Annotated in this window: 12 protein-coding genes and 1 rRNA gene; 7 read left to right on the forward strand and 6 right to left on the reverse strand. The window is 70.5% G+C overall.

What is annotated here, in order from left to right:
* Positions 1 to 123: 123 nt before the first annotated feature.
* The 4 genes from ACGFT2_RS11715 to ACGFT2_RS11730 all read right to left on the reverse strand — a co-directional run bounded on the left by ACGFT2_RS11715 (position 124) and on the right by ACGFT2_RS11730 (position 4,232).
* The gene (locus ACGFT2_RS11715; protein ID WP_393276236.1) at positions 124 to 828 is read right to left on the reverse strand and encodes a phosphatase PAP2 family protein; all 705 of its coding nucleotides are present in this window, start codon (positions 826 to 828) and stop codon (positions 124 to 126) included.
* Between the two features lie 230 nt (positions 829 to 1,058).
* Positions 1,059 to 2,060, reverse strand: a complete 1,002-nt coding sequence (locus ACGFT2_RS11720; protein WP_393276239.1) for an NlpC/P60 family protein — start codon at positions 2,058 to 2,060, stop codon at positions 1,059 to 1,061.
* A gap of 91 nt (positions 2,061 to 2,151) precedes the next feature.
* Positions 2,152 to 2,928, reverse strand: coding sequence for a trypsin-like peptidase domain-containing protein (locus ACGFT2_RS11725; RefSeq protein WP_393276242.1), 777 nt, complete (start codon positions 2,926 to 2,928; stop codon positions 2,152 to 2,154).
* 338 nt (positions 2,929 to 3,266) lie between these two features.
* Positions 3,267 to 4,232: an oxidoreductase gene (locus ACGFT2_RS11730; RefSeq protein WP_393276245.1), complete on the reverse strand. Its 966-nt coding sequence runs from the start codon at positions 4,230 to 4,232 to the stop codon at positions 3,267 to 3,269.
* An 89-nt stretch (positions 4,233 to 4,321) separates the two neighbouring features.
* Here ACGFT2_RS11730 and ACGFT2_RS11735 point away from each other — a divergent pair, with 89 nt between their 5' ends.
* From ACGFT2_RS11735 to ACGFT2_RS11765, 7 genes are all read left to right on the forward strand, one after another.
* Positions 4,322 to 4,930, forward strand: coding sequence for a TetR/AcrR family transcriptional regulator (locus ACGFT2_RS11735; protein ID WP_393276248.1), 609 nt, complete (start codon positions 4,322 to 4,324; stop codon positions 4,928 to 4,930).
* A 333-nt stretch (positions 4,931 to 5,263) separates the two neighbouring features.
* Complete coding sequence (locus ACGFT2_RS11740) at positions 5,264 to 5,572, forward strand: hypothetical protein (protein ID WP_014673544.1); 309 nt, start codon at positions 5,264 to 5,266, stop codon at positions 5,570 to 5,572.
* Between the two features lie 149 nt (positions 5,573 to 5,721).
* Positions 5,722 to 6,552, forward strand: a complete 831-nt coding sequence (locus ACGFT2_RS11745; RefSeq protein ID WP_393276250.1) for a hypothetical protein — start codon at positions 5,722 to 5,724, stop codon at positions 6,550 to 6,552.
* Positions 6,542 to 7,867 (forward strand): hypothetical protein, encoded by a 1,326-nt coding sequence (locus ACGFT2_RS11750; RefSeq protein WP_393276253.1) that lies wholly within the window; start codon positions 6,542 to 6,544, stop codon positions 7,865 to 7,867. The genes ACGFT2_RS11745 and ACGFT2_RS11750 overlap by 11 nt, the downstream gene beginning before the upstream one ends.
* On the forward strand, positions 7,864 to 9,420 hold the full coding sequence (locus tag ACGFT2_RS11755) for an SCO6880 family protein (protein WP_393276256.1): 1,557 nt from the start codon (positions 7,864 to 7,866) through the stop codon (positions 9,418 to 9,420). The genes ACGFT2_RS11750 and ACGFT2_RS11755 overlap by 4 nt, the downstream gene beginning before the upstream one ends.
* Before the next feature lie 14 nt (positions 9,421 to 9,434).
* Positions 9,435 to 10,847 carry an ATP-binding protein gene (locus ACGFT2_RS11760; protein WP_393276258.1) on the forward strand — a complete coding sequence of 471 codons (1,413 nt, stop codon included), beginning with the start codon at positions 9,435 to 9,437 and terminating at the stop codon, positions 10,845 to 10,847.
* 9 nt (positions 10,848 to 10,856) lie between these two features.
* On the forward strand, positions 10,857 to 12,539 hold the full coding sequence (locus ACGFT2_RS11765) for a type VI secretion protein (protein ID WP_393276260.1): 1,683 nt from the start codon (positions 10,857 to 10,859) through the stop codon (positions 12,537 to 12,539).
* Between the two features lie 137 nt (positions 12,540 to 12,676).
* On the opposite strand, the gene ACGFT2_RS11770 is transcribed toward ACGFT2_RS11765, so the two are convergent.
* Positions 12,677 to 13,237 carry a GNAT family N-acetyltransferase gene (locus ACGFT2_RS11770; protein WP_393276263.1) on the reverse strand — a complete coding sequence of 187 codons (561 nt, stop codon included), beginning with the start codon at positions 13,235 to 13,237 and terminating at the stop codon, positions 12,677 to 12,679.
* A 126-nt stretch (positions 13,238 to 13,363) separates the two neighbouring features.
* A 5S ribosomal RNA gene (rrf, locus tag ACGFT2_RS11775) occupies positions 13,364 to 13,458 on the reverse strand; the annotation flags it as partial.

Below are 13,458 nucleotides of genomic sequence, written 5' to 3' on the forward strand. Positions count from 1 at the left end.
CTCCCCGCGCGTCCCGCGCCGCCTGCGCGCGAGGCCGCAGCGCTCCCTGCGCGGCCTGCGCGGCCTGCGCGGGAGACGGTGGCGCCTCCCCCGCCCCTCCCGCGCAGGGGGCGGCGGCGCTTCCTACGCCGCGAGGTCGCGCTCCTCGGTCTCCAGGGACGTGCGGGCGCCGGGCAGCAGGGAGTCCGGGCGATCCGCCGCCGGCGACCGGCGCCGCACGAGCCGGCCGGCCCGCGGCGAGCGCTCCACGGCCCGCATCAACGGGGTGAGCAGCGCCGTGGCCGGCGGTGACAGGAGCAGCACGACCGCGGTGCCGAGCGCGAAGCCGCCGACGACGTCGGTGGGGTAGTGCACGCCCATGTAGACCCGGCAGAAGCCCTCCAGCAGGGCCAGACCGATGCCGGCGAGGCCGAACTTCCGGTTGGCGACGAAGAGTCCGACGCCCAGGGCCATGGTGATGGTCGCGTGGTCGCTGACGAAGGAGAAGTCGGTCTTGCCGGAGACCAGGACGTCCAGGCCCTGATGGTCGACGAAGGGGCGGGGGCGTTCGACGAAGCCCCGTATCGGGACGTTCACCAGGACCGCGAGTCCGGCCGCGAGCGGGGCCCACACCAGCGCGGCCACCGAGGGCGCCGCCTCCTCGCCGCCCCGGCGCCGCACGGACCACCAGCACCACAGGATCAGCAGCACCATCGCGAGCAGCAGGCCGTACTCGCCCACGAACTCCATGGCCCGGTCGAACCAGTGCGGGGCGTCCTTGGCCAGGCCGTTGATGTCGTAGAGCAGGTCGACGTCGGGGTTCGATCCGGATTCGGCGAGTACAGCCATGGTGCTGTGGCCCCTTCGTCGTCTTCCCGGACGCACTGCGCGTGCGTCGCTGCTGCCCCCCGTGGTGCGTAGATCCGCTTCCGCTGCACTGCCGTACTGACGTCCGCTCGGCTACGTCAACAGGAACGCACAGCCACCCTCAATACGTTCCACTCTCCACTGAATGATCACGCAGACGTTATCGAAGAGAAACCCATCACCGCAGCTCAGGGGGCAGGTTCACGCTCGGTTCACACGGTCGTGGGGAGCGCTTTTGCGCCATCCTCGGTTACCCGGGTCGCCCCGAAGTAGTCGGGGGTGTCGATCGGGTCGAACCGGATCACGGCGCCCGTCCGCGGAGCGTCGATCATGTACCCGCCGCCGACGTACATGCCCACGTGCCGGATGGCCCGGGAATCGGTGAGATCGTCGGAGAAGAACACCAGGTCCCCGGGGAGCAGTTGGTCCCGCGAGGGGTGCGGCCCCGCGTTGTACTGGTCGTTGGCCACCCGGGGCAGGCTGATGCCCACCGTCTCGTACGCGGCCTTGGTCAACCCCGAGCAGTCGAAGCGTCCGCCCTGGTCAGCGGTGCCCTCGCCACCCCACAGGTAGGGCGTGCCGAGCTTGCTCTGGGCGAACGTGATGGCGCCCGCCGCCTGCCGGGTCGGGTCGATCCGGCTGACCGGGGCGGCGAAGCTCTTCTCCAGGCTGCGGATCCGCTGGACGTAGTTCTGCGTCTCGCTGATGGCCGGGACCCCGCCCGCCCTTATGACCCGGTAGGCGCCCGCGTTGTAGGCGGCCAGCATGTTGTCGGAGGTGTTCCCGGGCACGTCCTCCACGTACTTCGCGAGCTCGCAGTCGTACGAAGCGGCCGATGGAATCGCGTCATCCGGGTCCCAGATGTCGCGCCTGCCGTCGCCGTTGCCGTCGATGCCGTGCGTCGCCCACGTGCTCGGGATGAACTGCGCGATGCCGCGTGCGTCGGCCGGGCTGACGACCCTCGGATTCCAGCCGCTCTCCTGGTACAGCTGGGCGGCGAGCAGCGCGGGGCTGAGCGCGGGGCACAGGTTCCCCCACCGCTGCACGAGCTGGTTGTACGCGGCCGGTACGGCTCCTTCGGCGAGCCCGCGGCTGCCCGCGGTCACCCCGTTGACCAGATTGCCGGCGACGACGTACACCCCGACGACGAGCAGCATGACGAAGCCCATGCCGAGCCCGACCGCCGCCCCACCCATCACCCATACCTTCCGCACGGTTCAACTTTCCCCCATGCGGGCGCGTTTCAAGGCCATCTGTGAGCGAAGTGGCGTCATTTCGCGGGCGCGGGACGGGTATGACGCCGCCTCAGGAGCCGGCCGCCGCCTCCCGGTACAGCCGAGCCGCCTCGCTGCGCAGCACCACGCTGTAGGAGACGTCGGCCGTGGCGCCGCCCTGCTCGTGGCCGCCGAGGACGCCGACGACCTGGCCGTCCCCGTTCACCCAGGGGCTGCCGCTGGTTCCTCCGGTGAACTCGGGGCAGTCGATGCGCTGCTGGGTGCGGCTGTCCGGGGCCGGCCTGTTGGTGCAGCTGACGGGCACCTCGTTCGCGTCCGGGTAGCCGGTGACGGTCACCGCGGTGGCGCCGGTGGCCGCCCCGGTCGCGAACCGTTCGGCCCCGACGACGTCCTCGACGGGCCGGCCGTCCGGACCGGCGACGGCGGCGAAGGCGAGATCGCTGTCCTCGTCCCGGTCCTCGACCCACCCCTCGGGCAGGAAACGCCTCGTCACCTTCCACACCCCGTACGGCGCCCGGCCGTCGCGGTAACCGGGCACGAACAGCAGGCCGTCGCCGTCCGTCATGCAGTGCGCGGCGGTGACGATGAGATCACCCCCGGGGCTGTGCACCACCGAGGCGGTGCAGAAGTGGCCGCCGGCCAGGCCGCCCGCGCGGTCGGTCCCGAAGAGCGCGCCGACCCGCGCGGAGTGCCGGTTCGCCACGGCGTCGGCGGTCACCCCGAGGGGCCCCGGCCCGTCGGAGGCGGCGGCCACGGACGCCGAGGTCAGGGCGAGCATCACCACGGCCCCGAGCAGCGCGGGCCGCGAGGTGACCGGGCTTCGTGAGATGCGTGAGCTGCGCTTCATCAGGCCCCACTCTTTCCCGCGAAAGTGAGAAACCCGCTCCGGCTTCACTGAGATTTTCCTGTGGACCACCGGTGGTCCGCCACCGCAGCCACGGAACGCCGGGGCGGCGGCGCGGCGGGGCGGCGGCGCGGCGGCGCGGCGGCGCGGCGGAGCCTGGAACGCCACCCACGGGCCCCGGCACCGGCCGCCACCTCACCCGGCGTCACCGCGCCTTCCGGCCACCGCACGGCGCCACCTCACCCGGCGTCACCTCACCGAGCGTCACCGAGCCCTGGGCCACGGCCACGGCACGACGTCAGCGCGCTCCGGGACCACCGCGCGGGCGTCACCACGCGGCGTCACCGCGCGGGCGTCACCGCACCCGGTGTCGCCGCGCCCGGGGTCGCCGCGTCCGGGGTCGGGAGGCTCCACTCGACGCCCGTCAGCTCCTCGGACAGCGTCCACAGCCGCCGGGCCGCCTCCGGGTCGCTCGCCGCGGCGCTACGGCCGACCAGGGCCGGGGCACCGCGCATCTCGCCGAGCCCGTCGGGGCCGACGTAGGCCGCCGCGGGCAGGTCCTGGGTCGCCGCGTAGAGCGTGGGCAGGGCGCCGGCCCTGTCGTCCTGGGCGAACAGCTTGTTGCCGGCGGCCATGAAGGCCCTGACCAGCGGGTTCGCCGTATGGCTCTGCAGATTGGTGGCGGCGTAGCCGGGGTGGGCCGCGAAAGCCCGCACCGACGAGCCGGCCCCGGTGAGCCGGCGCTGCAGTTCCAGGGTGAACAGCAGGTTGGCCAGCTTGGACTGCGCGTAGGCGCGGGTCGGGGAGTAGCGGCCGGTCAGATTGACGTCGTCGAAGTGGATCACGCCGCCGCGGTGGAGGCCGGAGGAGACCGTGACCACGCGGTCGGTCACCCGGGGCAGCAGCAGGTTGGTCAGCGCGAAGTGCCCGAGGTGGTTGGTGCCGAACTGCATCTCGAAGCCCTGCTTCGTGCGCTGCTCGGGCAGCATCATCACGCCCGCGTTGTTGATCAGCACGTCCAGCGGGCCCTCCCAGCCGGCGGCGAACTCGCGCACCGAGTCCAGGTCGGCCAGGTCCAGCCGGCGCACCTCGGTGCTGCCACCGGCCCGGGCCGCGGCGGCGCCGCCCCGCCGGAGATCCCGCACGGCGAACACCACGTGCGCCCCGGCCCCGGCCAGCGCCCGGGCGGCGGCGAACCCGATGCCGCTGTTGGCGCCGGTGACCACGGCCGTACGGCCGGTCAGGTCGGTCAGGTCGGTCGCGTTCCACTTGTCGCGCTTGCCGCGCGCTCCGGTCGTCTCAGCCATGGCGCCAATGTAGGCATCGACAACAATGGTGTCAACGACAACAATGGTGCCGCCGCCAACAAAGCTGACGCCGACAACATCGAGATACGATGAGCCGCATGCCCACGAGCCGCCCCTACCACCACGGAGACCTGCGCGCCGCCCTGCTCAAGAGCGCCGAGCGCACGCTGCGCGACAAGGGGATCGGCGCACTCTCGCTGCGCGAACTGGCCCGTGACCTCGGCGTGAGCCACGCCGCCCCGGGCCGGCACTTCAAGGACAAGCGGGCACTGATCGACGCCCTGGCGCTCGACGGGTACGAGCGCATGAACCAGTCCCTGACCACCGCCGCCGCCGAGCCCCGGGACCAGTCCTTCGAGGAGCGGATGACGGCGCTCGCCCGCGCCTACCTCGGCTTCGCCGTCGACAACCCCGAACTCCTGGAACTGATGTTCGCGCGCAAGCACGACCCCGACAGTTCCGCCCAGCTCACGGCGGCGGTCGACCGGTCCCTCGGCTCCATCACCCGGATGATCTCGGACGCCCAGGACCGGGGCGAGATCGTCCAGGGCGACCCCGAGCGCATCACCACCGTCGCCGCCGCGAGCCTGCACGGCCTGGCCGCCCTCATCGCCAGCTGCGCCCTCGACGCGGAGGAGACCCTGGCCGGCCTGGACGAACACGTCCACCTGCTGCTGCACGGACTCGAACCACGCTGACGGCGGCTCACCGGGCGCCCGAGCCTGGCCCGTTCCCCGCCCCGCCGCCCGTGAGAACATCGTGTCGGCGCCTCACCCGAGCGGCCGTCGGAAACCCTGCCCGGCCGTAAGAGGGGTCAACGACAGAACCACACGACAGGTTCCGGTCGGACCTCGTTGCCCGGGGTTACCTGCCGTGATACACAGAGTGACCATACGTGCCATTCGTACGAAACACGTCAGTCAATGACGTCAAGTCGACATACGTTGGCGGCGTTGTCGGCGACAATGAGGCCTGACCTCTGCACACCGCAGGGGCGCTCGCGGAACTACCCACCAGGGGCGGTGACTTACATGCTCTTTGCGGCCGACAAGGGAGACATCAACACCATCATCGGCGGGATCGCTCCGGACTGGGGCCCCTTCGGCAGCCTGGGCAACGAGGCCAAGGTGATGATCGAGGTGGTCATGGCCGTGGCCATCCTCCTCTGCCTGGGCATCGCGGTATGGGGTGCGGCCAAACAGCGGATCGGCGCGACGGCCCTGCGCGACACGTTCAGCGCGGAACAGGGCAAGGGACTCATCATCGCCGGCCTCACCGGCGTCTTCATCATCGGCTCCCTCGGCACCCTGTTCACCATCGTGTACGGCATGGCGGTCTGACGCACCTTCCGCTCCCCTCCTCCCCACCCACCCGTCGTGCCCACCGGCTGAGGTTGCGTTTCCCTGATGTCGAGTCACCACACCGCGCCCGCGCGGCAACCAGCACGGCTACCGTCGTATGTCCACGAGGTGGAGGGGGCGGACGCGGCATGAGTCCCGGAGACGAGCAGGGCTACACCGACTACGGCGACACGGGCCACACCAGAACCCGCCTGCCCGAGGGCGACCCCTACGGCGGCGCCCCCCGCCGACCCGCCCGCCGCACCTCCCCGCGAAGCCTGGTCACAGTGGTCGGCGTGGTCGTCCTCCTCATCGCCGCGATCGCTCTCGCAAACAGAAACCCCGACAAGCCGGCCGACCGTCCGACGGCAAAGGGTTCCCAGCCACACACGTCATCGACAGCCCCGTCCGGCACCCGCCCGGTCGGGACGAAGACCGGCACCATCCCCTCGGGCTTCGCGCACACGGAGCAGGGTGCACAGAGCGCGGCGGCGAACTATTCGACCGCCTTGGGATCTGACGGCATGTTCAACACGGCAGTACGCCATCAGATCGTGCAGACCATCGCTGACTCACGGACGGTGAGCAGCCTTCAGTCCGGCTTCGACGCCGACTACTCGACCGCATTTCTGCAGAAGGTCGGCCTTAATGCCGACGGAAGTGCGCCGAAGGGCAACACGTTCGTGAACCGCACGATGCCGATTGGCACCAAACTCATCTCGTTCAGAGACAGCGCAGCCACGGTCGAAGTCTGGTGCAACGGCCTCTTCGGTTTCGCCGGCGACGGTTCCACGAATCCGGTGACTAGCAGTTGGTTCACCGTGACCATGAAACTGAGCTGGAACGATAACGACTGGAAGGTATCGGAATCCAGCCAGAAGACCGGTCCCACTCCCGTCACCGGTGACAACCCTGTGTCCGGGGCCAACGAGATCAGCAAGGCGGTACAGGAGTTCGGAGGCTTCACCTATGCCCGGTAGCCAGCACCGCACGCTCAAGCTCACCGGCCTGGTGGCCGCCGTACAAGCCAACGTTGTGCTCTTGGCCACCAGCGCGACCGCAGCCCCAAAGCCGACCCCCTCGACAAGCGACAATCCCTGTTCGCTGATCGCCGGGCCTGCCAAGAAGTACTGCGAAAACGGCAGCGGCAGCTCTCGCAAAGGCCTGACCGGAAGCCCCGGCAACCCCCTCACCGACACCCTCGACCCCCTCTCCTCTCTGGCCAAGGGTTGTGCCGACGCTGCTTCCTGGACCATCGGGAAGCTCAGTGACGCCGTGAAGGAGACCGCCAACGTCGACTTCACCAATGCCAAGTTCCTGCAGCAGTACGCCGTCGTGTTCGCCGCCTCGACGATCCTGACCCTCCTGCTGTGGCTGCTGGCCGTCGCCAAGCGGGCCGTCCGCGGTGTGCCCCTCACCACCGCCATCTCCGAAGCCGTCGGCTTCCTCTGGCTCACCGTGCTGGCCTCCGCCTTCACCCCCCTGATCCTCTACACGGTGGTGTCGGCGACCGACGGCGTCACCGACGTCCTCGCGAAAGCCACCGGCGACCAGACCGACACCTTCTTCGGCACCTTCTCCGGTGCCCTCGGCAAGGGCACCGACATCGGCGGCGGGCCGATCATGCTGATCGTCGTCTCCCTGGTCAGCATCCTCGCCGCCGGCATCCTCTGGCTGGAACTGGTCATCCGCGCCGCCCTGCTCTACGTCGGCGCCCTCCTCGGCACCGTCGTCTACGCCGGACTCGTCGACAAGAACCTGTGGGGCCACGTACGCCGCTGGGCCGGGATCATGATCGCCGTCATCCTCGTCAAACCGGTCATCGTGATCGTCCTCGGGCTCGCCGGCGCCCTGTCCGGCGACAGCGGCCCCGACGCCTTCTCCGCAGTCGTCTCCGGCCTCGCCATCATCCTGCTCGCCATCTTCGCCAGCGCCATGATCTACCGCTTCGTCCCCGGCTTCGGCGACGAGCTGGCCGGCTCCCGCAGCAACCGCATCATGCAGGGCGCCGAGGGCAAGGCCGCCGCCGTCATCAGCTCCCCCGCCACCCTCGTCGCCCAGGGCATCAAGACCCACAGCACCCGCGCCGACAACAACACCGGCGGCGGCCAGAGCAGCACGCCCCGCCCGGCCAACCCCGCCACCGGCGGTGTCGCCGCCCACAGCGGCCGCACCCCCGCCGGGGGCGGCGGAGCCGTCCCCTCCGCCGCGCCCGCGCCCCGCGCGGCCAGCCCGATCAACACCCCGCACGCCGGCAACGCCCGCAACAACCGCCCTGGAGGTGAAGGGCGTTGACGACCGAGTCCCACCTGTCCCATCCGGTCACGCCCCGCCGTACGTATCTGATCGGCCGCGCCCGGCCGAACGCGATCGTCGGCCGCAACCGCGAATCCGGCGAGATCGCCCTGATCATCGCCGGCGCGTTCCTCGGCATGATGTGCGGCCTCCTCGTCCCGGTCCTGTCCCTGCGCATCGTGCTCCTGACGGGCTTTCCGCTGCTCGCGCTCGCCGCGGTCTACGTGCCGTACAAGCGGCGCACCTTCTACCGGTGGTTCGAGATCAACCGCAGCTACAAGCGCACCCTCAAGCGCGGTGCCGGCTACCGGTCGAGCGTCATGGAGGCCGGCACCCGGATCGACGGCCGGGAGATCGAGATCGGACCGCCCCCGGGTATCGGCCGCATCAGCTGGCTCGCCGCCCCCTTCGGACCCGACGAGATCGCCGTACTGCTGCACGCCGACCGCAAGACGGTCACCGCCGCCATCGAGATCGAAGGCCCCGGCGTCGGCCTACGCGACTCCGAGGACCAGGAAGCCCTCGTCGACCGCTTCGGCACCCTGCTCAAGCACGTGGCCAACGGCGACGGCTTCGTCACCCGGCTGCAGATGCTCGCCCGCACCCTGCCCGCCGACCCCGACGCACACGCCAAGGACGTCGGCCTGCGCGGCGACGAACGCTCCCCCGACTGGCTGCGGCAGTCGTACGAACAGCTGCAGTCCATGGTGTCCACCAGCAGCGAGCAGCACCGCGCCTACCTCGTCGCCTGCATGCACTACAACCGCGAACTGGCCGCCGAGGCGCATGCCATGGGCCGGGCCGTACGCGCGCACGGCGGCAAGGTCGACCGGGACGCCGGACTCGCCGTCGTCATGGCCCGCGAGCTGACCGACATCTGCTCGCGGCTGCAGGAGGCCGACATCCGCGTACGCCAGCCGCTCGGCCAGGGCCGGCTGGCCTCGCTGGTCCACTCCATGTACGACCCGGACCACCCCATCGACCACATCCAGGCGATGACCAAGCGCAACGCCTGGCCGGCCGAGCTGGACGCCATGGAGCCCACCTACCTCCAGGCCAAGACCCGCGAGTCCAGCACCCGCGCCCCGTGGTGCCACGCCACGGCCTGGGTGAAGGAATGGCCCATGACCCCGGTGGGGGTGAACTTCCTCGCACCGCTCCTCGTCCACACCCCGGACGTCATCCGAACGGTCGCCGTGACGATGGATCTCGAGCCCACCGAGGTAGCCATCGAACGCATGCTGACCGAGAAGACCAACGACGAGGCCGAGGCCTCCCGCGCCGCCAAGATGAACCGGACCGTGGACCCGCGCGACATCGCGGCCCACAACCGGCTCGACCAGCGGGGCGAAGACCTCGCCAGCGGCGCGGCGGGCGTCAACCTCGTCGGCTACATCACCGTCTCGTCCCGCTCCCCGGAGGCCCTCGCCCGCGACAAGCGCACGATAAGGGCCTCCGCCGGCAAGTCGTACCTCAAGCTGGAGTGGTGCGATCGCGAGCACCACCGCGCCTTCGTGAACACACTTCCCTTCGCCACCGGCATCCGAAGGTAGGGGCTGATTCACCGATGCGGGATCCGCTGTCCATCCTCACCGAAGCCTTCACCTCCTTCCTCTTCGGGAAGGTGGAGACCACCCGGCTGCCGGTGCGCACCTCCACGGGCCAGGCCCAGGCCGTCTACCTGCCCACCGCCGCGCCCGGCCTCGGCGACTCCGGTGTCATCATCGGCCGTGAGGTCTACTCCGGAAAGGGGTACATCTACGACCCCTTCCAGCTCTACGGCCAGCAGCTCCCGGCCCCCCACTGGCTCGTCCTCGGAGAGTCCGGCAACGGCAAGTCGGCGCTGGAGAAGACGTACGTCCTGCGCCAGCTGCGGTTCAAGGACCGCCAGGTCGTCGTCCTGGACGCGCAGGGCGAGGACGGGGTCGGCGAGTGGAACCTCATCGCCGAGGAGCTGGGGATAACCCCCATCCGGCTCGACCCCACGGCCGCCCTGAACCACGGGATCCGGCTCAACCCGCTGGACCCCGCGATCACCACGACCGGCCAGCTCGCGCTGCTCCGGACCATCATCGAGGTGGCCATGGGCCACGGCCTCGACGAGCGCTCCGGCTTCGCGCTGAAGGTCGCCCACTCGTTCGTCAACGAGACGATCGTCGACCGCCAGCCCGTGCTCACCGACATCGTCGAGCAGCTACGGCATCCCGAACCGGAATCGGCCGAGGCGATGAACGTCGCCATAGACGACGTACGGGCCTGGGGACTCGACGTCGCCCTGGTGCTGGACCGGCTGGTCGACGGTGACCTGCGCGGCATGTTCGACGGTCCGACCACGGTCGGCATCGACCTGGACGCCCCGCTGATCGTCTTCGACCTGTCCCACATCGACCGCAACTCCATCGCCATGCCCATCCTCATGGCGATCGTCGGCGTGTGGCTGGAGCACACCTGGATCCGCCCCGACCGCAAGAAGCGCATCTTCCTGGTGGAAGAGGCCTGGCACATCATCAACAGCCCGTTCGTCGCCCAGCTCTTCCAGCGGCTGCTGAAGTTCGGGCGCCGGCTGGGCCTGTCCTTCGTCGCCGTCGTCCACCACCTGTCCGACGTGGTGGACGGTGCGGCGGCGAAGGAGGCGGCGGCGATCCTGAAAATGGCGTCGACCCGGACGATCTACGCCCAGAAGGCGGACGAGGCACGGGCCACGGGCCGGGTGATCGGCCTGCCCAGATGGGCGGTCGAGATCATCCCGACCCTCACACCCGGCATCGCCGTCTGGGACGTCAACGGCAACGTCCAGGTGGTCAAACACCTGATCACCGAGACGGAACGCCCACTGGTCTTCACCGACCGCGCGATGACCGAGTCCTCCGCCGACCTCACGGCCGACGACGCCCTGCGCGCCGCCGAGCTGGAGGCCGAGCAACGGGCGGCGGCCTTCGTGGAGCAGCACCTGGGCGACTCCGAGTCGACGGTGGCGTAGGGGGACGGCGTGGGACCGGACGCTCGCGATCACCGTACCGACCGGCGAGAGGGCCAGGGCGGCATTCCCGACGGCCTCCTGGTCGGGATACTGGCCTTCCTCCTCGGCATGACCCTGATGGTGTGGACGGCCACGGGGCTGGCAGCCCTCTTCGCACACGGCGGCCTGCCCGACGGCGTCACGTTCACCCGCACCCCCTTGGCGATGCGCCACCTCATCGGCCGGCCGCACGACATCGCCGGCGCCTGGCCCGACACCCCGGCGTCCCAGCTGTCCGGCTGGGGTCTGTTCTGGGGCCTGTTCATCGGCCAGCTGATGATCCTGCTCGTCATGACGCTGTTCGCGATGGGGGCGCTGGCCCGGTGGCGAGCGGGTAAGACCAGGCGCCGGGCGGAACGACAGCGGGCCCGGGCGCCGCGGCCCACGACACCGGAACAGCGCCACGAGGTCCCTGTACCGCGCGCGGAGCCGTCCCCGGGGCCCTCCGCCCCGGTCCTGGACCCCATGCCGCCGGCCTTGGAGCCGACAGCGCCGTCCCCCTCGCAACGGACGGCACCCGACCGGGAACCCACGGCATCGGCCATGACTCCGGCGGGACCGGCTCCGCAAGCGAAGGCATCGGCCATGACTCCGGCCGGATCGGCTCCGGAAGCGAAGGCGCCGGCCCTGGAACCGACAGCACCGGCCCTGGAGACGCCAGGACCGGCCCCGGAGACGACAGCACCGGCTCTGGAAGCCAAGGCGCCGGCGCTGGAGCCGATGGCGGCGATGGCGCCGCTGCGCTACGGAGCGCCCGCGGCCCGCCACTCAGCCGCGGCGCTGGCGATCCAGGACGCGCAGGGTCCCGCCCTGGTGGTCACCTCGAACCCCGCCGTCTGGCAGGACACCAAGGACGCCAGAGCCAAACTCGGCCCCACCCTCCTCTACGACCCGATCCATCTCTGCGACACCCCGGCCCGCCTCCACTGGTCCCCGGCCAGCGGCTGCGAGGACAAAGAGACCGCCCTGCGCAGAGCCACGGCCCTCCTCGCCCCCGTGCAGCCCACCGCCAAGATCGACCAGGCGGTGGCCGACACGGCGGTCACGCTGCTGCGCAGCTACCTCCACGCCGCCGCGCTGGACAACCGCACCGTCCGCCACGTCCAGCGCTGGTCCCAGGGCACCCAGGTCCAGGACGCCGTACGCACCCTCCGCACGCATCCCAAGGCCGCCCCCGGTGCAGCGGGAGAACTCGAGGCAGCGCTCACCGCACATCCCGAACGCCGTGACGTGGCCCACGAGTTGACCAGCCGGGCCCTGTCCGCGCTCTCCACGGTCAACATCCGCGAGGCCTGCACCGCGAACCGAAACGATGCGCTCGCCCTGGATTCCTTCGTCCACGAAGGGGGCACGCTCTATCTGGTCGGTGAATCCATCGAGGACCCCCGGAGCAACCCCGGCGCGATGCCGCTCCTGACGGCTCTCGTCTCCAGCGTGGTCGAGCGCGGCCGGCGCATGGCCGAACGGTCATCCTCCGGTCGGCTCGACCCACCACTCACCCTGGTCCTGGACGACATCGCGGCCGTCGCCCCCTTCCCGGAGCTGCCGCGGCTCCTCGCCACCGGCACCGCTCAGGGCCTGCCGACCCTGGCCCTGCTCCGCTCCCGCGAACAGGCCCGCTCCCGCTGGCCGCACCAGCAACTACCGGTCTAACGGCACCCGATCGGCGACCACCGGGCTACGAGTCCAACGGCCCGGTCCGTGAGCACCGCAGCCACCGCTCCAGCAGCTCCCGATCCGCGACCACCGCAGCCACCGCTTCAGCAGCTCCCGGTCCGCGACCACCGCAGCTACCGCTCCAGCACGAACTCCCACTCCTTCTCCGCCTCGTTCTTCGTGAACGACACCATCAGCCCGCTCGGCTCGAACCCGAGCCTCCGGTAAGCCCCCTGCGCCCGCGCGTTGTCGGCGTGCACGAAGAGCCGCACCCGCTCGGCGCCCTGCTGCCAGGCCCAGCTCACGCCGGCGTCGAACAGAGCCTTGATCAGCCCGTTCCCCCGGTGCTCGGGCCGCACGAACACGCCGACCACGTGGCCCTGCCGGCGCTCGACCAGCTTGCCGCTCCAGTCCTTCGACCCGGCCTCCTCGATGAGCACGGTGACGGTACCGGCCCACGTCCCGTCCGGCGCCTCGGCGATGATCTGACGCGCCGACTCCGAGTTCTCCCCGGATCCGACGGCCCGCTCCTGCCAGAACGCGTCCGGCTTGACCACCGCGTCGTCGTACGTCTCAAGGAACGCGAGATGGGCGACCGGATCCCGCAGCGCGTCGAGGCGCAGCCGCCTCACGGCGGCCCAGTCGTCGGGACGGATCGCGCGGACGACGTAGTCGTCGCTGGCCGAGATGCTCATGCGGCCACGGTAGCCCGCGCCCCATGGTCGGCTCACCCGATATACGGGCCGATTGTCGACGGCCGAAATCTCCCTAGAACGCAGAAAACCCCCGCATCTTTCGATGCGGGGGTTTCCCTAAAAATTGTTCGGCGGTGTCCTACTCTCCCACAGGGTCCCCCCTGCAGTACCATCGGCGCTGTGAGGCTTAGCTTCCGGGTTCGAAATGTAACCGGGCGTTT

Source organism: Streptomyces sp. NPDC048514 (genome assembly GCF_043199955.1).
GTDB lineage: Bacteria > Actinomycetota > Actinomycetes > Streptomycetales > Streptomycetaceae > Streptomyces.

Bases quoted from the DNA above. Each gene is read 5' to 3' on its own strand.
- ACGFT2_RS11725 (WP_393276242.1), bottom strand. From the start codon at position 2,928: ATGAAGCGCAGCTCACGCATCTCACGAAGCCCGGTCACCTCGCGGCCC.
- ACGFT2_RS11735 (WP_393276248.1), top strand. From the start codon at position 4,322: ATGAGCCGCATGCCCACGAGCCGCCCCTACCACCACGGAGACCTGCGC.
- ACGFT2_RS11715 (WP_393276236.1), bottom strand. From the start codon at position 828: ATGGCTGTACTCGCCGAATCCGGATCGAACCCCGACGTCGACCTGCTC.
- ACGFT2_RS11740 (WP_014673544.1), top strand. From the start codon at position 5,264: ATGCTCTTTGCGGCCGACAAGGGAGACATCAACACCATCATCGGCGGG.
- ACGFT2_RS11750 (WP_393276253.1), top strand. From the start codon at position 6,542: ATGCCCGGTAGCCAGCACCGCACGCTCAAGCTCACCGGCCTGGTGGCC.
- ACGFT2_RS11745 (WP_393276250.1), top strand. From the start codon at position 5,722: ATGAGTCCCGGAGACGAGCAGGGCTACACCGACTACGGCGACACGGGC.
- ACGFT2_RS11730 (WP_393276245.1), bottom strand. From the start codon at position 4,232: ATGGCTGAGACGACCGGAGCGCGCGGCAAGCGCGACAAGTGGAACGCG.
- ACGFT2_RS11760 (WP_393276258.1), top strand. From the start codon at position 9,435: ATGCGGGATCCGCTGTCCATCCTCACCGAAGCCTTCACCTCCTTCCTC.
- ACGFT2_RS11770 (WP_393276263.1), bottom strand. From the start codon at position 13,237: ATGAGCATCTCGGCCAGCGACGACTACGTCGTCCGCGCGATCCGTCCC.